Origin of the sequence: Collinsella sp. An307 (genome assembly GCF_002161805.1) — a bacterium.
Taxonomy (GTDB): domain Bacteria; phylum Actinomycetota; class Coriobacteriia; order Coriobacteriales; family Coriobacteriaceae; genus Coprousia.
Map to the genome: position 1 here is coordinate 95,774 of NZ_NFIP01000006.1, position 19,344 is coordinate 115,117.

General features: G+C 64.5%; 15 protein-coding genes. 3 read left to right on the top strand and 12 right to left on the bottom strand.

Annotated features, from left to right (window positions below; translation table 11 throughout):
* Positions 1 to 33: 33 nt before the first annotated feature.
* The 7 genes from B5F89_RS06415 to B5F89_RS06445 all read right to left on the bottom strand — a co-directional run bounded on the left by B5F89_RS06415 (position 34) and on the right by B5F89_RS06445 (position 6,209).
* Positions 34 to 789 (bottom strand): cytidylate kinase-like family protein, encoded by a 756-nt coding sequence (locus B5F89_RS06415; RefSeq protein ID WP_087430959.1) that lies wholly within the window; start codon positions 787 to 789, stop codon positions 34 to 36.
* A 24-nt stretch (positions 790 to 813) separates the two neighbouring features.
* Entirely contained in the window at positions 814 to 1,461 is a 648-nt protein-coding gene (locus B5F89_RS06420) for an amino acid ABC transporter permease (RefSeq protein WP_087430960.1), read from the bottom strand.
* Between the two features lie 3 nt (positions 1,462 to 1,464).
* Positions 1,465 to 2,211, bottom strand: coding sequence for an amino acid ABC transporter permease (locus B5F89_RS06425; protein ID WP_087430961.1), 747 nt, complete (start codon positions 2,209 to 2,211; stop codon positions 1,465 to 1,467).
* 108 nt (positions 2,212 to 2,319) lie between these two features.
* Positions 2,320 to 3,177 (bottom strand): substrate-binding domain-containing protein, encoded by an 858-nt coding sequence (locus B5F89_RS06430; RefSeq protein WP_087430962.1) that lies wholly within the window; start codon positions 3,175 to 3,177, stop codon positions 2,320 to 2,322.
* A 99-nt stretch (positions 3,178 to 3,276) separates the two neighbouring features.
* On the bottom strand, positions 3,277 to 4,008 hold the full coding sequence (locus B5F89_RS06435) for an amino acid ABC transporter ATP-binding protein (protein ID WP_087430963.1): 732 nt from the start codon (positions 4,006 to 4,008) through the stop codon (positions 3,277 to 3,279).
* Positions 4,009 to 4,321: 313 nt separating this feature from the next.
* The gene (locus B5F89_RS06440; protein ID WP_087430964.1) at positions 4,322 to 4,765 is read right to left on the bottom strand and encodes a GatB/YqeY domain-containing protein; all 444 of its coding nucleotides are present in this window, start codon (positions 4,763 to 4,765) and stop codon (positions 4,322 to 4,324) included.
* Positions 4,766 to 4,796: 31 nt separating this feature from the next.
* Positions 4,797 to 6,209 (bottom strand): peptidylprolyl isomerase, encoded by a 1,413-nt coding sequence (locus B5F89_RS06445; RefSeq protein WP_087430965.1) that lies wholly within the window; start codon positions 6,207 to 6,209, stop codon positions 4,797 to 4,799.
* A gap of 298 nt (positions 6,210 to 6,507) precedes the next feature.
* On the opposite strand from B5F89_RS06445, the gene B5F89_RS10045 reads away from it, so the two are divergent.
* A complete protein-coding gene (locus B5F89_RS10045) occupies positions 6,508 to 6,966 on the top strand; it encodes a PTS sugar transporter subunit IIA (RefSeq protein ID WP_158098435.1) in 459 nt (152 codons plus the stop codon).
* A gap of 273 nt (positions 6,967 to 7,239) precedes the next feature.
* On the opposite strand, the gene B5F89_RS06455 is transcribed toward B5F89_RS10045, so the two are convergent.
* Positions 7,240 to 9,738 (bottom strand): phosphoketolase family protein, encoded by a 2,499-nt coding sequence (locus B5F89_RS06455; RefSeq protein WP_087430967.1) that lies wholly within the window; start codon positions 9,736 to 9,738, stop codon positions 7,240 to 7,242.
* A gap of 206 nt (positions 9,739 to 9,944) precedes the next feature.
* Positions 9,945 to 11,855, bottom strand: coding sequence for a glutamine--fructose-6-phosphate transaminase (isomerizing) (glmS, locus tag B5F89_RS06460; protein WP_087430968.1), 1,911 nt, complete (start codon positions 11,853 to 11,855; stop codon positions 9,945 to 9,947).
* A 195-nt stretch (positions 11,856 to 12,050) separates the two neighbouring features.
* On the opposite strand from glmS, the gene B5F89_RS06465 reads away from it, so the two are divergent.
* Positions 12,051 to 13,223, top strand: coding sequence for a LacI family DNA-binding transcriptional regulator (locus tag B5F89_RS06465; RefSeq protein ID WP_087430969.1), 1,173 nt, complete (start codon positions 12,051 to 12,053; stop codon positions 13,221 to 13,223).
* An 87-nt stretch (positions 13,224 to 13,310) separates the two neighbouring features.
* Here B5F89_RS06465 and B5F89_RS06470 read toward each other — a convergent pair whose 3' ends face one another.
* The gene (locus B5F89_RS06470) at positions 13,311 to 14,636 is read right to left on the bottom strand and encodes a VanZ family protein (RefSeq protein ID WP_087430970.1); all 1,326 of its coding nucleotides are present in this window, start codon (positions 14,634 to 14,636) and stop codon (positions 13,311 to 13,313) included.
* Positions 14,637 to 14,639: 3 nt separating this feature from the next.
* Positions 14,640 to 15,296, bottom strand: a complete 657-nt coding sequence (locus tag B5F89_RS06475; protein ID WP_087430971.1) for an HAD family phosphatase — start codon at positions 15,294 to 15,296, stop codon at positions 14,640 to 14,642.
* Positions 15,297 to 15,436: 140 nt separating this feature from the next.
* On the opposite strand from B5F89_RS06475, the gene B5F89_RS06480 reads away from it, so the two are divergent.
* Complete coding sequence (locus B5F89_RS06480) at positions 15,437 to 16,462, top strand: asparagine synthase-related protein (protein WP_239286700.1); 1,026 nt, start codon at positions 15,437 to 15,439, stop codon at positions 16,460 to 16,462.
* A gap of 144 nt (positions 16,463 to 16,606) precedes the next feature.
* Here B5F89_RS06480 and B5F89_RS06485 read toward each other — a convergent pair whose 3' ends face one another.
* Positions 16,607 to 18,676 (bottom strand): elongation factor G, encoded by a 2,070-nt coding sequence (locus B5F89_RS06485; RefSeq protein WP_087430972.1) that lies wholly within the window; start codon positions 18,674 to 18,676, stop codon positions 16,607 to 16,609.
* Between the last annotated feature and the right edge of the window lie 668 nt (positions 18,677 to 19,344).

Genomic DNA, 19,344 nt, shown 5'->3' on the forward strand with positions numbered 1-19,344 from the left:
TCTTCAAAACAAGCTATGTTGCGGTCCGGCGTGCTACTCCACCGTCGCGGGGACGCGCAGCGGACGCGCCGCCTCAGCCTCGGCGGCAGCCTTAGATGCCGCCTCCTCGCAGACGCCGAGCTCGCGAAGCTTCGCGCGGTACGCGGCGGCAATAACCTCCATGCAACCCTCGCGACCGAGCTTGGCGCGGTTCACCACCAGGTCCTTGCCGCTGTCCATGCGCCACTTGCCCGCCGAATAGCGCTTGTAGAAGTCCTCACGGAAGCGCTGCATGCGCTTCACAAGACGCGCTCCCTGCTGGCGGTTGAGACCGCGCTTGCCGGCAACGATCTTCACGCGCTCGTCAAAGGGCGCGGTCACAAGCACGGCGATGTGGTTGGGGTTATGGCGCAGGATGTAATCGGAAAGGCGCCCCTCGATGATGCAGCTCTCGGTGGAGCCAAGGTCAAGAATGACCTGCGTCATCTGCTCAAAGAGCTTGTCGGCGAGCGTGCGGGAATCCACGCGATCGGGCAGAAACGCCGTGAACTCGGCGGCAAGCTGCTCATCGTACTGGGCAATCTTGTCGACGGACTCACCGGCGCGCTGGCTAGCACGCACGAGCACCTCTTTGTCGTACAGCGGGATGCCGAGCTCGGCGGAGAGCATCTTGCCGATCTCGTGCCCCTCGGCGCCAAAGTCGCGCGCAATGGTGATGACAACGGGCTGGCCGGCACGCTCGGCCTCGCTCGCCGCGGCGCGCGCCTCGAGGACGGCGCGCTGACGGCTGATGAACGGAATGAAGGGCATGGTGCCTCCTTTGCTCGACGCCGGCTACGCGGCGACCACGCGGCGCTGGTAAGCGCGCACGATCAGCGAGATACCAAAGTTCAAAACGAAGTACAGAGCAAAAACGAATCCGTAGAGCAGCAGGACCTGCGAGAGGTCGCTTGTGTAGCCCATGACAACCTTTGCCGAGAACATGAATTCCGCGACATTGATACCGGCGAGATACGACGAGTCCTTGATGACCGTCGTGCACTGGCTAAAGAGCGCCGGGATGATGGTCTTGAACGTCTGCGGCAAGATGATGAGACGCATGCTCGCGAAGAAGCCGAAGCCCTGGCTCTGCGCCGCCTCAAACTGGCTCTTGGGAATGGAGTTCAAACCGCCGCGGATGATCTCGGCCATAACGGCGGAAGTGAAGATCGTAAACGCCAACACGGAGATAAAGATATCGTTACCCTTCACCGTGAAGTAGATGAAGAGGATCCACAGCAGGTTAGGCGTGCAGCGGAAGAGCTCGATGTAGGCGGAGACCAGCCATTTGAAGATGCTGAGCTTGCCGGTGCAATACTGTTTAACAAGCGCGAGCACCGTTCCCAAGATGACCGAGAAGATGATAGCGAGTATCGAAATCTCGATCGTTTTCAGGAAGCCCTGCATGATGAAGGAGACGTTTGCGGGAGTAAAGATTTCCATGCCTTACGCCTCCTTTGCAGGCTCAGGGGTGATACCGGGGATAGTTTTGGCGCGCGGACGCTTCTTGGAGCGCTTCTCGAGCCACTGAACAAGAAGCGCCAGCGGGAAGCAGATGATGAAGTACAACACGCAGGCCATGATGTAGCCCTGCAGGTATCCATACGTGGATACAAAGTTGTCGGCATTGTACATAAGGTCGCCACCGGCAATAAGCGCGAGCACCGAGGTGTTCTTGACGAGGTTGAGCGCCTGGTTGCAGAGCGGGGGCAGAATCACTTTAAAGGTCTGCGGCAGGATAATGTAGATGTAGGCCTGCACGCGGGTGAAGCCCTGTGAGAGCGCCGCCTCCATCTGACCGCGCGGCACCGCCTCGATGCCGGTACGGATGACCTCGGAGATATACGCCGCATGGTAGAGGCCCACGCCGAGGGCGCCGATGGCAAACGACGAGAGGCGGACCGGACTCGGAGCGCCGAGAATCGCCTGCAGCACACGCGGACCCGCCATGTAGTAGAAAAACACCTGCACGGGAAGGGGCGTGTTCTGGAAGAACTCAACATACACACGGCTAATACCGCGAAGAATCCGCGAACGCGTGGTCGAGAACACGCCAAGGACGGTTCCCAAAACCAACGACAGCGCCAAGCCGGCGATGACCACCTGCAGCGTGAAGGCAAACCCCTCCCAGAAGCCCTCCATGCTGCTGAGGGTAATCTCCCAGCGCCGCGGATCGAATAGGCCTTCGAGCATATCGCTCCTCTCTCGTGCCAGTACGTGCAAAACGCCCGGGCGGATGGCGCCGCCCGGGCGAGACATCCCTCAGACCAGTCAGAACCGGATCGAGGGATTAAGCTCAACTTAGAGCAGATTCCAAGTCGTGGCTTCCTCCTCGAGCCAGCCATTGTCGAGCAGCTCGTTTACCTTGTCGTTCACAACCTCGGACAGGTCGGAACCCTTCTTGGTAGCGATGCCGTACTCCTGCTCGCCAAACTCGACCTCGGGCTCCAGGAGCTCCTTCTGGTCGTTCATGTAGGTGTTCAGCGTAGAGCGGTCCATAGCGAAGGCGTCGACGTTGCCCGACTCGAGCGCGGAATTGATCGAGGGGTAGTCGGGGTATTCGTTGAAGTTGTCGTTCGTGAGCTCAACGCCCTCCTCGGCAACGGCGGCGATAACCGCGTCCTTGGTGGTCGAACCCTGCGAAACGCCAACGAGCTTGCCCTCGAGATCGGAGAGCTTCTCCATGCCGGAGTCCTTCATGATCATGACGCCCACGTGGTCGACACGGTACGGATCGGAGAAGTCCCAATCCTCCAAGCGCTCATCGGTGATGGTATAGGTGGCGCAGACGATATCGAGCGAGTCGTTGTCGATAAGCGGGCCGCGCGTCTTGGGGGTCACGGTCGTGAACTCGCAGAGGCCCTGCTCCTTGGCCTCCTCGTAGGAGACGCCAAAGACGGCCGCGGCGATCTGGTAGCACAGGTCAATCTCGAGACCCTCGTACTCGCCGGTCTCGGTATTGAGGTAGCCGTAGCCGAGCACGTCGGCCTTCACGCCACAATTAAGCTTACCGCGCGCCTTGATGGTCTCGACCTTGGACGATGCGTCGGCGCTGCCAGAGGCTGCCGGATCGGAATTGCAACCAGCGAGTGCACCGGTGCCGAGCACCGCGGCTGCTGCGCCGAAAACCTGTACGAACTGACGACGAGACAGAGACATAAGAGGTACCTCCCTTTGGTACGGGCGACGCGCGCCAAAGGCGCGAACGCCGGAAGAGCCGCCGAGCGGGGCGCCCGGCGGGCGAGCCAAAACTACGCGCTAGTGCAAGATCTTGTTGAGGAAGTCCTTGCAGCGCGGGTTCTGCGGGTTGGTGAAGAAGTGCTCGGGCGTGCCCTCCTCCAGAATCTGACCGTCGTCCATAAAGATGACGCGGTCGGCGACCTGGCGGGCAAAGTTCATCTCGTGCGTCACGCAGATCATGGTGATGTTTTCCTGCGCGAGCTCGATCATGACGTCGAGTACTTCCTGGATCATCTCGGGGTCAAGCGCCGAGGTGGGCTCGTCAAAGAGGATGATCGGCTGCTTGGTGCACATAGCGCGCGCAATGGCGACGCGCTGCTGCTGCCCGCCGGAGAGGTTCTGCGGGTACTCGCCCGCCTTCTGGGCAAGGCCAACGCGCTCGAGCGCGGCCATGGCGGCCTTGTTGGCCTCCTCCTTGCTCTTCTTTTGGAGCTTGATGGGGGCCAGCGTGAGGTTGCCAAGCACCGTCATGTTGGGGTAGAGGTTGAACTGCTGGAACACCATCGAGGAGTACTTGCGCGTGAGCTCGAGGTGGTTCTTCTTGGTCATGAGGTGACCGTCGATGGTCACGGTGCCGGTCGTGGGCTCCTCGAGGAAGTCCACGCAGCGGATGAGCGTCGACTTGCCGGAGCCGGAGGGCCCGATGATGACGACCTTCTCGCCGCGCTTCACGGTGAGGTCAATGTCCTTCAAGACGTGGAGGTCGCCGAAGTACTTGTTGAGGCCACGAATCTCGATCATCTCGGCCATGCGGTGAATCCTTTCTATCTGGCCGCGGCGCCGGGGCATCCGCGGTTCGCGTGCTCATTGTAGAACAGCGGGGTTGGGGAGCATCCGGAGGGGGTTACCCGCAACAGAGGGGTAACGAGCTCGGCACACGCCCGTAACCAATGCGCCCCATCTCTGGGGCGCAAAGCGGTTTTCTTATGATACCCGAAATATTTGGCAAGTAAACACTTTAGCGTGATGGAGTATCACTCCTTCACAAGCGTGTACGGGGCGTTTCTTTGCCCGGACGCAGCATTCTCGCCAGCAAGGGCAATGGCGCCTACGCCAGCGGCTCTTACGCCAAGCGGGAGCCGACCTCTTTTGCTGCGGCAGCCTTGTCAAAGTTCCCGCCCGTCGCCTGATTGAGCGCGCCCATGACGCGACCCATGTCCTTCTTGGTGGTGGCGCCGACCTCGGCAATCGTCTCCTCGATCAGCTGGACCAGAGCCTCGCCCGAGACCTGCGCGGGCAGCAGGCTCTCCAGAATCTCAACCTGCTCGCGCAGCGTATCGGTGCGCTCCTGGTTGGTGCCGGCCTTCTCGGACATCTCGAGCGTCTCGGAGGTCTGCTTGATAAGGCGACGGATCATGTTGGTCACGTCCTGCTCGGTGGCGTCGCGGCGCTCGTTCACCTCGACGTTTTTCACCTCGCCCATGACCTGGCGGATGATGGAGAGACGCGTCTTGTCCTTCGCCTTCATGGCGGCGACCATCGCGTCGTGAAGCTCCTCGTTAGTCATAGCGCACTTCCTATCTAGGTAACTCTCAACACTATTCAGTCGCGGCGGTATCGTCGGCGGCGTCAGAACCATCGGACGCGGCCGCGTCGTCAGCGGTGCCCTCGGCCGAAGCATCGGCGTCGCTAGCCGTGTCGTCCGCGCTCTCATCCTCGGTGCCGGCAAGCGCCATGTCCACGTTGTAGGGAACGTCCTCGGGCATGGGGTTGATCTCAATGCCGGCGTCCTCAACATACTGGTCGAGCCACGCGTCGTAGGCATCGCTCTGGGCGTTGGACGCGATGGTGTCGGAGATGGTGTCGCGCAGATTCTCGGGAATCTGGTCGATGGAGGTGACCTCGCCGTCCACGTGGAAGAGTTCGGTGCACTGGATGAGGTGGTAGCCGTAGGTCGTCTCCACGATGCCGCTCATTTCGCCGGGGTCAAGCTCGGCCAGCGCGTCGCCGTACTCGGTCACAAAGCTCGTGAGCTTGTCCCAGCCCACGTCGCCGCCGTCCTTGGCGGAGCCGTCCTCGGAGTTCTCCTTGGCGGCATCGGCAAACGAAATCTCGCCCGCCTCAATCTGGGCGCGCAGGTCCTCGAGCTTCTGGCGAGCCTCCTCGCGCGTGGCGTCATCGGCCTCGGAGTCAACCTTGATGAGGATGTGGCTCGAGCGGCGCGCGTCATTCAGCGAGTCGAGGTTCTCGTTCACGTAGTCGATAATCTCCTGGTCGGAGGGGTCCTCGAGCGGCGCCACCTCGTCGCGGAGCTTCTCGAGCGCAACCGAGCTCTCAAGCTGCTGGCGGTACGTGTCCTCGGTGTAGCCGTACATCTGGATGATGGAAAGGAGCGTCTCCTCGGAGCCGTACTGGGCAACCTCGTTGTCCCACGCCTCGTCAATCTCCTCGTCGGAAACCTCGATACCGTACTCGCTCACGGCCTGGGTGAGCAGGTACTGGCGAGCGAGCGAGTTGATGACCTGCTCGCGCAGGGTCTCGGGCGTGAGGCCCTGGCCCTCGAGGTAGGTCGCCCACGCGGCGTCGGTGTCGTAGCTGCTGCGCGTGGCCATGATCTGCTCGGTAACGGTGTCCTCGGTAATGTTCACACCAGAGACCTCGGCCGCAACGCCGCCGGTAAGATGGTAGTCCTCGCCGCCGGAGCTAATCTGGTTCAAAACGCCCGAGCACGCCATCGCGGTGACCGAAAGCAGCATCGCGGCAACGCCGATGGCAACCAGAACGTACTTGGCGGCCTTGCTCATCTTCTCCTTGCGTGCGTGCTTGCGCTCGGCCTTGGTGGCGCCGTCCTTTGCGCCGGCAGTGCGACCGCGACCGTCCTTGGCGTCCGCCTCGGCGGCTGCCTTGCCACCGGCAAGCTTGCTCGACGCGGCGCGCGTGGCACCCTGAGCCTTCTTCTTAGGGTCGGCCTCGGGCGCGGACCCGTCGTTTTTCTTCGTAAAGAGAGCCATAAGAAGCGTTCCCTCTCACGCGGCGATGCACAACCATCGCACGGGCGGCGCTCGGGCGCGCACCCAAAAGCTGGCAGATAAACGTTCCTATTCTCGCACAAAGCGAGCGCCGGGGCCTCCCCCGCCGTGCGAAGAGCAGCCAGCCGACACATCGCCTGCCACCGCCGCGCCGCGCAATGCTCCAACGGCGCTCCGTCGCGCCCCTCTTGGTGCAGCCGACACATCGTCTGCGCGCAGGGGGTTGTTCTGCTACGATGCCTCCACAGCATTTTTATCCGTGCAGCAAAGGGGAAGCACCATGGCCATCGACCTCAGCCTCTTCAAACCCAACCTGGTCTTTTTTGGGTGGGAGTGCGCGACGCCTGACGAGGTCTTTGACCACCTCGCCGCCGAGCTCGAGGCGCGCGGACTTGTGGCCCCCACCTGGCGCGAGGCCGTCGGCGCGCGCGAACGCGTCTTCCCCACCGGCCTCAAGACCATCGGCTGCGGACTTGCGCTTCCCCATGCAGATGCCGAGCACACGCTCGCACCCTTTATCGCCATCGCGCGGCCGGCAACGCCCGTGCCGTTTGAGCCCATGGGCGGCATTGGCAGCACGGTTCCGGCGGACATCGTCATCGCACTCGGCTTCAATCATGCCGACGACCAGATCGGCGCCCTCCAGCACCTCATGGGTGTTTTTGCAGACGAGGAACGCGCCCACGCCGTACTTGCCGCCGCAACGCCCGAGGAACTTGTGGCCGAGTTGAGTGCCTAGCCCGTGGCGTTGGGCACACAGCGCTGGGCACGTGGCGCTGGGGCCGCCGCTCCGAGCCCGCAGCACTGGTAAACCCCGCGTTGTTAGCGTGTCGTTTCATCAAAACCGTGTTTGCCAGCTCTCCAGCGGCTTGGAGAGCTGGCAAACACGGTTTTGGCGAAATAGGGCCCCTGCCGAGGGGCAACTGCGGAGGCGGGAGGTGCTGGCCAGCAAGAACGTTGCCGCCCATAGCGCGCATTTGCAAGCGGAGGGCGAGCGCCCGTTGCCCGGCCGCTACATGAGCTCGAGCGAGGGGTGGTCGATGCCGTGCTCGACGGAGTAGGCCCACAGCTCGTCGCGCTTGGCAGCAAAGTCGCTGCATACCGGCTCAAACCGCGCCGCATCAACGAGGGAAAGGCCTGTCTTGGCGAGCTCGAAGCGGTCCATACCGTTTGCGTAGAGCATGCCGTAGGGCGTGGTCGTGGCGCCTTGGTTGCGGAAGCCGCGGACGCAGAATCGGCTCGCACCCGGGCGACGCGCGATCAGGCGCAGCACCTGGCCTTCGTACCCGTGGAAACAGAAGAGCACTGGCACGTCCGTGCCAAAGAGCTCATCAAACTCGTCGGCGCTAAACGCGCCGGCGGCGTCGCCCGGAGCCGCCAGGCGGAGCAGGTCGACCACGTTCACAAAGCGCACACGCACGCCCGCCTCGCTCATGAGGCGCGCGGCGGCAAGGGCCTCGACCGTCACCACGTCGCCCGCGCTCGCCACCACAAGATCGGGGCGCTCGCCTGCGGCCGCGCTCGACGCCCAGCCCCACGCGGCGGCGCCGCGCGCGAGCTCGGCGGTTGCCTCCGCGAGCGTGAGGTAGACCGGACTCTCGTGCTTGCCGGCGATGATGGCGTTTACGCGGTTGGTAGACGCGTAGCAGCGGCGCATCACGGCGAGCATCATGTTGGCGTCGACCGGGTAGTAGAGGCGCGCGATGTCGAGCGCGCCCGCCTTGTTGATGAGCAGGTCGGCAAAGCCGGGGTCCTGGTGCGTGAAACCGTTGTGATCCTGGCGCCACACGTGGCTGGTGAGCAGAATGTTCAGGCTCGAGAGCGGGGCGCGCCAGGCGCCGGGGGCCAAACTCTCCTCCAGCCACTTGAGGTGCTGCCCCACCATGGAGCCCGCCACCTGGGCAAACGCCTCGTAGGTGGCCCAGATGCCATGGCGCCCCGTGAGCACGTAGCCCTCGAGCATGCCCTCGCACTGGTGCTCGGAGAGTACCTCGACCACTTTGCCGGACGGCACGAGGTCGAGGTCCGCAGGGTCGTCAACGGGATCTGCCACCGAAGCGGCACCGTCGTCGCGGGCGATGGCGCCCGCGTTCCACTGCTTGCCCGTGACCTCGAGCGAGGCGTCCATGCGGTTGCTGGAGAGCTCGTCGGGGCTGAACAGGCGGAAGTTATCGGGGTTCTCGCGCATGACCTCGCGCGTGTAGGCGCCGCACATGCCGGCAAGGCCCACTTTGCGCTGGCCGCGCGTACGGTCGGAGATAAGAAGCGCCCAGTCCGCCGGGTCGGGCAGCGCAAGGGCGCGCCGGCAGGTACCGCCGTCTGCGAGCGAGTTCACGCCCAGGCGCATCGCGCCCGTGGGCATGATGGCGCGCACAGCAGGCACAAAGGCGCCCGCGTCGTCAAAGAGCTCCTCCGGCCGGTAGGAGCGCAGCCACTGCTCAAGCCACGCGAGCCGCTCGGGATCCGCGCCAATGCGCAGCGGCACCTCGTGGATGGAGGTCGTGTCCTCAAAAGGTGTGCCGTCCGGGCCGGCGGGCGTGGTCCAACCCTTGGGCGACTGGAAGATGATGAGCGGATAGGCAGGCCCCGCCGCGGGCTCGGGGCGCTCGCCCGCGCACGCATCTTCAAGCGCGGCCGCCTTAATCGCGCAGATGCGCGCGTACACGTCCTCAAGAAGCTCGGCAAACCGCGTGTGGAACGAGAGCGGATCCTCGTCATCAAAACCCACGGTAAAGGTCACCGGGTCGTAACCGAGGCCGCGGAAGTACATCGCCCGCTCCTCGGGCGTGGCCGCCGCAATGAGCGAGGGCATGGTGATCTTGTAACCGTTGAGGTGGAGGATGGGCAGCACGATGCCGTCGGTAGCCGGGTTCATAATGCGCGACATGCTCCAGGCGGACGCGATGGCGCCCTCCTCCGACTCGCCGTCGCCCACGATAGGCACGATCAGCTGATCGGGGTTGTCAAAAGCGGCGCCAAAGGCGTGACTGAGCGTGTAGCCAAGCTCGCCGCCGGAATGGATGGACCCGGGCAGCGCCGGCGTGCAGTTGGAGGGCATGCCGCCGGGCGCCGCGTAGGCGCGCATAAAGGTGGCGAGGCCGTCCTCGGTAGGCGTGACCTCGGGATAGCGCTCGGTATAAGAGCCGTCAACAAGCGCGCTCACCGCACCGGCGTTGCCGCCGTGACCGGGGCCCAGCACCACAAGCGCGTGCTGGGCGTGCGCCGCAACGAGGCGGTTCACATGCGCGTAGATGAAGTTGAGGCCGGGGATGGTGCCCCAGTGGCCCACCGGGCGCGGCTTCACGTCGTCAAAGGTGAGCGGCCGGCGCAAAAGCGGGTTGGCGCGCAGGTAAATCTGGCCGAGGGACAGGTAGTTTGCGCAGCGCCAGTAGGCGTCAAGCGAACGCGCCGTCGCGGGCGTGATGGGGGCGCGCTCGGCACGCCAGGCGCCCTCGGCGCTATGCGGGACGGCGCCGACGGCTCCATCGGCATATGCCCGTTGAGACGCCATGGCTCCCTCCCCTGCACGGTCGACCTCAAGCTACGGTTCTATCCATCATAGGTCATCGCCGCGCCGGCACTCCTCGATTCCCGGCAGACGGTGGGAAAGCTCCTGCTCACGCAACGGGGGACACAATTACTCCACCGTATGCACGCGCGCCGTACGCGCCCGGTCGGCACGGCCAGCAGGCACCCCGCCGCCCCGGCCGGCGCGCGCTACTCCACCGTCACGCTCTTGGCGAGGTTGCGCGGTTGGTCCACGTCGCAGCCGCGCATAAGCGCGACCTCGCGGGCGAGCAGCTGGAGCGGCACCGTTGCCGTGATGGCAGAAAACGCGTCGCGCACGGGCGGGATGTAGATGACATGGTCCGCTATCCGCGCAATGTCCTCGTCCCCCTCGGTCGCCACAACCACGATCTTGGCCCCGCGCGCCTCGCACTCCTTAAGGTTGGAGACGGTCTTGTCGTACACGGGGCTCTTGGTGGCAATGGCAATAACCGGGAACCCCGGGTCGATAAGGGCGATGGGCCCGTGCTTCATCTCACCGGCGGCGTACGCCTCAGCGTGCAGGTAGCTGATCTCCTTCAGCTTGAGGGCGCCCTCGTTGGCGATGGCGGCGCCCATGCCGCGCCCCACAAAGAGCGCCGAGTGCGCGTCTTTGCAGGCAAGCGCGGCCTCGTGAATCGCGTCTTTTTGCGTGTCGAGAATCCACTGGATCTGCTCGGCCGTGTCACCCAGCTCGCGGAAGAGCATGCGCACCTGGCCCACCGTAAGGCGGTACTTTACCTGCGCCAACAGCAGCGCCAGCAATGTGAGCGACACCACCTGTCCAATGAAACTCTTGGTGGAGGCAACCGCAATCTCTTTGTTGGCCTTAGTGTAGATGACGCCGTCGCTCTCGCGCGCCACGGGGCTCCCCACCACGTTGGTGATGCCAAAGACCTTGGCGCCCTTGATGCGCGCGTCGCGGATGGCGGCGAGGGTGTCGGCCGTCTCGCCAGACTGGGACACCGCGACTACCAGCGTAGAGGGGGTGATGATGGGGTTGCGATAGCGGAACTCGCTCGCCGCCTCGACCTCGCAGGGGATGCGCGCCCACATCTCGATAAGGTTTTTGGCGATAAGGCCGGCGTGGTAGCTCGTACCGCATGCAATCACGTACACGCGGTCGATGAGGTTGAGTTCCTCGAGCGAAAGGCCCAGCTCGTCGATGGTGAGCTCGCCTCCCGTCATGCGGCCCACGAGGGTGTCGCGCACCACGCGCGGCTGCTCGCAGATCTCCTTCAGCATGAAATCGGGGTAACCGCCCTTTTCCGCCATGTCGATATCCCAGTCGATGTGGGTGACGGCGGGCTCGATGGGTGCGCCCTCGGTGTCGGTGTAGGTGATGCCCTCGGGGGCGAGGCGCGCAAACTGCCCGTCTTCCAGCACCACCACGTCGCGCGTGGCGTCGATGAGCGCAATCACGTCCGAGGCAACGTAGCTGCCGCGCGCACCGCGGCCGATGACGATGGGACTGTCCTTGCGGGCGACGGCGATCACACCGGGCTCGTCCGCACACACAACGGCAAGACCGTAGGCGCCGACCACGTGCGTGCACGCCTCGCGCACAGCCGCCATAAGGTCGTGGCAGCCCGGGGCAGCGGACGCGCCCGGCGCTGTGCCCGCGGCGGGGTCGGAGGGCGACCCGACCGGCCAACCGTAGTAGGCCTCCTCAATAAGGTGCGCAAAGACCTCGGTATCGGTATCGCTGGTAAAGGTGTGGCCGCGTTGGCCGAGCTCCTCGCGCAGCTCGGCAAAGTTCTCGATAATGCCGTTGTGCACGATGGCGATGCGCCCGTTGCAGCTCGTATGCGGATGCGCGTTTTCCTTACTCGGACGGCCGTGCGTGGCCCAGCGCGTGTGGCCGATGCCGCAGGTCGCGGCCGCGTCCCTGTTGGCGAGCGCCTCCTCAAGACCAGCGACCTTGCCCACTCGGCGGATCACGTCGATGTGCGCGGCACCACCCGCAGCATCCTCCAGCGCCACGCCCGCCGAGTCGTACCCGCGGTACTCAAGCCGCTTGAGGCCGTTGATAAGGATATCTTTTGCCAGCTCATCACCGGTGTAACCCACGATGCCGCACATAATCGCTCCCTCGCTTGCGCGCAGACGGATATGCGGACCATTCTAGGAGCGACCCCACGCGCGCCGGCGCACAACCAGACTGGTAACAATAATAACATACCAGTTTGACACACGTGAAACATCGTCCTTGTTGCTGAAACGCTTCAATTGTTGCTATGCTGAGGCCAGCTGACCGCCCGCACGCAAGGAGAAACCATGGCCAAGGTGAGAATCGTCGACGTCGCCCGCGAAGCCGGAGTCTCACTCGGCACGGTCTCCAACGCGCTCAACCACCCCGAGAAGGTGCGGCCCGACACGCGCCGTCTCATCCAGGAGGCGATCGACCGGCTCGGCTACACCCCCAACCAAAGCGCGCGCATGCTCGCGGGCGGGCGCAACGCAACCATCGGCCTCGTGCTGCCGCGCCTCAACCACGGCCCCAGCCTGCAGATTGCCAACGGCGCGCACACCGAGGCGCGCCGCCACGGCTTTGACCTGCTGATTGCCAACGCCGACGGCGACTCCGCGCTCGAGAAACACTACAACCGGTTTTTCATTGGCAGCCAGGTGTCGGGCGTGCTCATCAACCCGGTTGAGACCTCGCACTGGCACCCCTGCCCCACGCTTCCCGTGCCCGTGGTCTACCTGGGCATCCACAGCGCGGAGCCGGGCCTCTACGTTACGGCCGACCACCGCGCGCAGGGGCGCATTGTCGCTGCGCACCTGGTGGCGCAAGGCGCCCGGCGCGTGTGCATCATCGGCCACGCGGACAACCAGTCGATGCAGCTGCGTCTTGAGGGCGCACTCAACACGTTTGCCGCGACGCCCGATATTGCGGTCGAGGTGATTGACGCGGGCGAGGGCGGTGTCTCGGGCGATGGCTACACGCTGGGCGCCCAGCTCATGCGGCGCGACGAGGCCAGCCGCCCGGACGCGGTGCTGGGTCTGAGCGACGTGCTTGCCGCCGGCGCCATCGCAGGCGTGATGTCGCTTGGGCTCAACGTGCCGGACGACGTGATGGTCGCCGGCTGCGGCGGCAACCCGCTCGCCTGGTGCGGTGCGGTGCCGCTCACCACGAGCGCGCCCACCGGCTACGAGGTCGGGCGCAAAGGCGTGCAGCTGCTGCTTGAGGCCATCGAGCAACAGCGGGCGGACGAGGAAGCGCGCGCACGGCTCGCGCGCGGCGGTACCGCGGGTACCTGGGCCGCCCAAAGCGGGCGAGCGGCCGAGCCCCTCGCCCATGAACGCCCCGCAGAGCCCCTCACCCATTGGGAGCTCGTGCGACCGTTTTTGCTCGCGCGCGAGAGCACGGGCGGGCACGCCACCTCGATTGTGCCGGGCGCGCACACCGTGCCAATCCCCGAGCTCAACCTCGGCGTCTACCTGTAACTTCGACACCTAGGGCGGGAGCGGCGCCCCGTGAGCGCCAACGGCACACGCCTCGCGCCGCGCAACGCAGCACGCTACCCCACTCGCCTAGATGTGACCCTGCTCCTCGGGATCAAAGTCCACGCCCTCGTCCGCACTCGTCGCATCAAACGACGCATCGAACGCATCGTCCAGATCGGTGCCGAGCGGGTCGATGTCAATCTCGTGCAGCTCTTCCTCAAGCGACGCCTCGTTGCGCGTCGCACGCAGGCGGTCCGCCTGCGCAACCGACATGACGCGCGTGTTGGAGATGACGCCGTTTAGCATCACAAACGGCCGCTTAAAGGCAGAATGAATCGCGCGCACGGCAACGGTAACGAGCCATACGCCGTAGGCGCTCATAAGCACGATGGTGATGCCCTCGGCGCCGATCGAGACCTCGTCACCAAGCAGCATAAGCGGGCTCGAGGACGACGGAAAGAGCGTCGCCACCCACGTGGGCAGCAGCAAAAACGCCCAAAAGAGCAAGCCGTAGCGCACCACGTACGACCACCAGCGCGCGCTCGAACCGTCCGGGCGCACCACGCGCAGGCGCACGATCGCGTGACCCACGGTCTGGCCGCGTGTGACGATGGGAACGAGCATAAAGGTAATGCCGGTTGCCGCCATAAGGAGGCCGATGTGGCCGGGCGCGGTATCGTCCGCCCCGGGGAAGGCAAACCGCAGCACCGCAAGCACGAGCGCGCAGACCACCATATCGATCACAAACGCCACAAGGCGGCGCGAGAACGAGGTGTGCGCGGCGCCGCGCTCGAGGGCGCGCTCCTCCACCTCGTCGATACTCGGCAGGAAGTGGCAAAGCGGAATCGCCACAAGAGAGCCCAGCACGGTGCCCGTCGTGTTGGTGATGAGGTCGTCCACATCAAACAGGCGATACGGATGCGCGTACAGACCAAAAAGGCCCGTCACCTGCGAGATCTCAAAAAAGAGCGAAAGCCCAAAGCCCGCAAGCAGCGCCTGCCACCACGGCCGGTCAAACAGGTAGCGCAAGTACACGCCAAACGGCAGCGTGAGCAGCACGTTAAAGAGCGTGGTGTAGACCGTTGGGTTCTTGAGGAAGGCGAGCCACGACGCCGGCGAGGTGACGTCCAGCCGCACGAGCGCCGGCGCCATGATGTCGAGCGCGTAGAAGGGGTTGAGCTGCGGGTGCGCGGCGTTGGCGTAAAACGCGGTGCGGTCCGCCGGCAGCGGCAAGATCACCATAAAGTACGCGCAGATGAGGTAGAAGATGAGCGAAAAGACGAGAAACGTCTTCCAGACCGAGATGCTGCCAAAACGGCGGTACTGGTAGATGGCGTAAGGCAGCGAGAGGACAGCAGCGATAAGTGGAAAGAGCAGCGCCGCCACCACAACGTTGTTGGCGTACGAACTCACCGGTTACGCCCTCGCAATCGCCGCCGGGAGGTCGGCGAGGGTGCTGAGCACCTCGTGCGTCATGGCCTCGATCTCGGGCGTGGGGGCAATAATGTCGGGCACAAGGTAGACCTGCATGCCCGCGGCGTGACCTGCGCGGACGCCGTTGGGCGAGTCCTCGATCACGGCCGCGCGCGCCGGTTCGACACCGAGCTTCTCGGCCGCAAGCAGGAAAATGTCTGGCGCCGGCTTGCCGTTTTCAACCTCGGTACCAGCGGTAATGGCGTCAAAGTAGTCGAGCATACCGGCGCGCGAGAGGTTGATCTCAATCATCTCGCGGCCCGAGGAGGACGCCACCGCAAGGCGATACCCCTCCGCCTTGAGGGCGCGCAGCGCGTCGAGAGCGCTGGGCTTGGCCTCAAGCTCCGTCTCGGCAAGCTCGCGGCGCTTTTGCCAGTGCAGGTCAAACACGCGGCGGGCGAGGTCCGCGTCACCAATCGCATCGGTCAGCATGGCGAGCACCGCCGGTTCGTTGTGGCCAACAAAGCTCACGGCGAGCTCGCGCGGCACATCGGCACCGAGCTCCGCCGCAGCGAGGTCCCACCCCTTGAACCCAAGGCGCTCGGTATCGACGAGCGTACCGTCCATATCAAAAATGATGGCGTCAAAGGCACGTGCCATGACAAGTCCTTTCTCACAAGCGCGCAGGCGCAGGCCCGTTTGACTCAACGGCGGGCAACATGGGTATTGTGCCAGAATGGACGCGTGGGCGCGCCCCGCTCAACGCATCTGCGACACACCGCCATCTTCCGGAGGACCCCGTGACCGATACACCTGCCGCCAAACGCGACGCGCACGCCGCCTCTTGCCCCGGCCCAGCCGCGACCTCCTTCGCGCCCGGCTCAAACGAGACCGCGCACAAGCTCGAAGCCCTCGAAGCGTTGCTCCGCGACCTTGCACCTGTGGCGCTCGGCTTCTCGGGCGGGGTGGACAGCACGTTTCTCGCTGCGATGTGCGCGCGTGCCATCCCCCAAAAGGCCCTGCTCGTGCACCTCAACTCGCCCTTTGTGGGTACCCCCGAGCGCGCCTCGCACGACGAGCTGGCGCACGCCTTTGGCCTGCCCACCATCTCCCTTGCGTTTGACCCCTTTGCAGACGAGGACATCGTTGCTAACGGGCCCGATCGCTGCTACCTCTGCAAGCGCGCGGGCTTTACCCGCATTACCGAGGCAGCGCGCGCGTGGGCTGCCGAGCAAGGCTTCGGCCCAAACACCATCTGCGTACTCGATGGCAGCAACGCCGACGACGCGGCCGCGACCGACCGCCCCGGCATGCGCGCACTCCGCGAGCTTGGCGTGCGCTCTCCTCTTATGGAGACCGGTTGGACCAAGGCCGAGGAGCGCGAGATGCTCCGCACCTGGGGTTACCGCACCTGGAACCTGCCTGCCGGCGCCTGCCTCGCCACGCGCGTTGTCACCGGCGAGCGCCTGACTCCGCAGAAAGTCGCGGCGGCGCGCGCTTGCGAGGACTACCTCCACACCCTCGGCTGCACGCAGGTTCGCGCGCGCATCGCAGACGGCGAGCTCCATATCGAGGGCTCACCCGAAGACCTCGCCCGCATCTGCGCATCCAGCGAGGACGCTTCTGCCACGAGCAGCCAAGCACTAGCGGGCGCACGGTCGACAGACAGAGTGCCAGCGGCCGGGACAGCTGCCGGCGAGTCGGCGAGCAAACTCCAGCTCAGCCGCAACGTCCTCGCCCAACTCAACGCGCTTGCCAAGACAAACGGCATCGCCCGCATCGCGCCCGAGGCCCACCCCTACCGTCGCGGCAGTATGAACCGCTAGCCTCTGCCAAACGCAAGACTCGCTCCGCCTTGCAGCGATAACCAACAGAAAGGACGCGCCGGTGCATCACATCACCAGCGCGTCCTTGAACTACCTCTCAGATGACAGAGGGCCCTACCCCCGTATCGCCCTTTGCTGCGCCCGTTACTTGTTACCAGCGGCGCGAGCCTCCTGGTACTCCTTCACCAGACGCTCCTGCACGTCGTGCGGAACCTGCTCGTAACCGGCCGGCTCCATGGTGAAATCACCCGTGCCGCGTGTGAGCGAACGCAGGCGCGTGGCATAGTCGGTGAGCTCGGCGTAAGGCACGGTTGCCGTGACCACGGTGTCGCCGCGATCATTGGTGTCCATGCCGGTCACGCGGCCGCGCGAGGCCGAGACATCGCCCATCACGGCACCAGCGTAGCTCTCGGGGATCGTTACGGTGATGTTCTCCATAGGCTCGAGCACCACGGGGCTCGCCTCGGCGCAGGCCTTCTGCAGGCCAATGCGCGCCGCCGTGCGGAACGCCATCTCATTGGAGTCAACGGGGTGATACGAACCGTCGTAAACCGCCACGCGAATGCCCGTGAGCGGGAAGCCGGCAATGACGCCGCCCTTCATGGTCTCCTGAACGCCCTTGTCGACCGCGGGGATGAGTGCGCGCGGAATGTGGCCACCCACGACCTCGTCTACAAACTCGTAGTCGCGGCCGTCGGTCAGCGGCTCGACGCGCAGGTAGCAATCGCCAAACTGGCCGGCACCGCCGGTCTGCTTCTTGTGACGACCCTGAGCGCTTGCCACGCGGCGGATGGTCTCGCGATACGGAATCTTGATGGGCACGCTCTTGGCCACAACCTTGGTGCGCTCCTCCAGACGGTTGAGCAGCACGCTTACCTGCGCCTCGCCCACCGCAGAGATGATGGTCTGGCCCGTCTCTTCGTTGCGCTCGATCTTCATCGTTGGGTCGGCCTCGCAGGCGCGCTCGACAAAGGTGTAGAGCTTCTCCTCGTCGCCGCGGTTCTCCGCCTCAATGGCGATGCGGTACTGGCTGTTGGGGAACTGGAACGCAGCGGCCTCGACCTTGCCGGTGACCGAAAGCGTGTCGCCCGTGTCGGCAGCGATCTTGGTGGTGACAATGATGTCTCCCGCCTCGGCCTTGCCAACCTCGGTCATCTCGCGCCCACACATCACGTAGAGGTGCGCCAGGCGCTCACCCTTGCGCGTGCGCGCGTTCACGAGCTCCACGCCCGGGGTGAGGGTGCCGGTAAGGACCTTCAAGAAGGAGATGCGGCCCTGCTGCGGGTCGTTCAGCGTCTTGAAGACAAAGGCCACCGGGCGCTCGTCATCGGAGCTAATCTTGAGCGTGTCGCCATCAACAAGCGGCATCTCGCCGTAGTCGGTCGGCGCCGGGAAGTAGGTGACGATGTCGTCCATGACGGAGTGGACACCGAGCTCCTTGGTGCAGGAGCCGACGAAGACCGGCACGAAGAGGCGGCTCGCGATGGCCTTGCCGAGCAGTCCCTCGATCTCTTCCTGCGTGAGCGGCTCGCCCTCGAGGTACTTCTCCATGAGGTCGTCGTCCGCCTCGGCCACGAGCTCGCACAGGGTCTCGCGCGCCTCATCGGCCGCGGCCTTGTACTCGTCGGGAATGTCGAATTCCTCCTGCTTGGTGCCCTCGCAATGGCGGGCCTTCATGCGGACAATGTCGATAACGCCCTCAAAGTCCTCGCCCGTACCCCACGGCAGCGTAACGGCGCCCAGGCGCATGCCAAAGCGCTCGCGCAGAGTCGCCATGGTGGCGTCGTAGTCAGCGTTCTCTTTGTCAATGCGGTTGATAAAGACGGCGCGGGCCAGACGCAGGTCCTCGGCCGCATACCAAAGCTTGACCGTTGTGGGCTGCGGGCCCTCGGCGGCGTCGACCACAAAGAGCGCCGTCTCAGAAACGGCCATGGCCGCATACGCGTCGCCAATGAAATCGGGATAGCAGGGGGCGTCGAGGACGTTTAAGCGCGCGCCCTTCCAATCGATGGGGGCGATGGAGGTCGAGATGGAAACCCCGCGCTTAACCTCCTCGGAATCATAATCGAGCGTGGGCTTGGTGCCCGCGTGGCCGCCCAAGCGGGCGGTTTTGCCTGAAAGGTGCAGCATCGCTTCTGCCAGGGAGGTCTTTCCTACTCCTCCCTGGCCAACCAAGACGACGTTCCTCACTTTGGCGGTCTCGGGCGCACCCATGGCAACCTCCTTAGGTTGGGCGCACGGCGCGATTGCCAAAGGTGGGAGCGCTTCTGGGATGCGGTCCGGTTATCGGGTCCGCGCGCCGTGCGCGCACGAACACATACGTTACCGTTGACCCTACCCCGCACAGGCGCCCCTCATGCCCGCGTTTCGCCGAGCGCGGCAGGTGCACCCGGTGAGCGGGGCGGCTCACACCCCTCCCGCCTTGCATGGCCTTCATTTGTGGCAAAGAGACGATTATCGCTAGAATGCACAACAACAGAGGCGGGGGTAGCCACCGCAAGGTCGACGTAAAGCCCCCGTCCGCCTTCCCAGCCCCTACTCCCATCAACAACTTCATCAGCATAGAGAACGAGCAATAGACCGATGCTGGCTGCGTCATATTCAATGCAAGTCACACTTCCAGTCTATTCTGCGCTCACATCACCAAGGAAGGCCCGCTCTTTGGGGTCACAATCTGTGACCCCAAAGACATCGCCAGCAAAGCCACAGAGAGAAGCTGGCTGCAAGATCAACTCCAAGCGCCCCAATCTAGTTTAAGCACGCCGTTGCAATGCCAAAATCAAGAGGACTGGTCATTGAAGCGCTTAGAATAATGATTTACGCGCTGAAAATGAGCCGCTTAGCGCCCGCTCAGCGCTGACAGCGCCGCTCAGCCAATCTTT

What these genes read in the sequence shown, in the direction of transcription:
- B5F89_RS06415 (WP_087430959.1), bottom strand. Translation starts at nt 789, where the DNA reads ATGCCCTTCATTCCGTTCATCAGCCGTCAGCGCGCCGTCCTCGAGGCG.
- B5F89_RS06420 (WP_087430960.1), bottom strand. Translation starts at nt 1,461, where the DNA reads ATGGAAATCTTTACTCCCGCAAACGTCTCCTTCATCATGCAGGGCTTC.
- B5F89_RS06425 (WP_087430961.1), bottom strand. Translation starts at nt 2,211, where the DNA reads ATGCTCGAAGGCCTATTCGATCCGCGGCGCTGGGAGATTACCCTCAGC.
- B5F89_RS06430 (WP_087430962.1), bottom strand. Translation starts at nt 3,177, where the DNA reads ATGTCTCTGTCTCGTCGTCAGTTCGTACAGGTTTTCGGCGCAGCAGCC.
- B5F89_RS06435 (WP_087430963.1), bottom strand. Translation starts at nt 4,008, where the DNA reads ATGGCCGAGATGATCGAGATTCGTGGCCTCAACAAGTACTTCGGCGAC.
- B5F89_RS06440 (WP_087430964.1), bottom strand. Translation starts at nt 4,765, where the DNA reads ATGACTAACGAGGAGCTTCACGACGCGATGGTCGCCGCCATGAAGGCG.
- B5F89_RS06445 (WP_087430965.1), bottom strand. Translation starts at nt 6,209, where the DNA reads ATGGCTCTCTTTACGAAGAAAAACGACGGGTCCGCGCCCGAGGCCGAC.
- B5F89_RS10045 (WP_158098435.1), top strand. Translation starts at nt 6,508, where the DNA reads ATGGCCATCGACCTCAGCCTCTTCAAACCCAACCTGGTCTTTTTTGGG.
- B5F89_RS06455 (WP_087430967.1), bottom strand. Translation starts at nt 9,738, where the DNA reads ATGGCGTCTCAACGGGCATATGCCGATGGAGCCGTCGGCGCCGTCCCG.
- glmS (WP_087430968.1), bottom strand. Translation starts at nt 11,855, where the DNA reads ATGTGCGGCATCGTGGGTTACACCGGTGATGAGCTGGCAAAAGATATC.
- B5F89_RS06465 (WP_087430969.1), top strand. Translation starts at nt 12,051, where the DNA reads ATGGCCAAGGTGAGAATCGTCGACGTCGCCCGCGAAGCCGGAGTCTCA.
- B5F89_RS06475 (WP_087430971.1), bottom strand. Translation starts at nt 15,296, where the DNA reads ATGGCACGTGCCTTTGACGCCATCATTTTTGATATGGACGGTACGCTC.
- B5F89_RS06485 (WP_087430972.1), bottom strand. Translation starts at nt 18,676, where the DNA reads ATGGGTGCGCCCGAGACCGCCAAAGTGAGGAACGTCGTCTTGGTTGGC.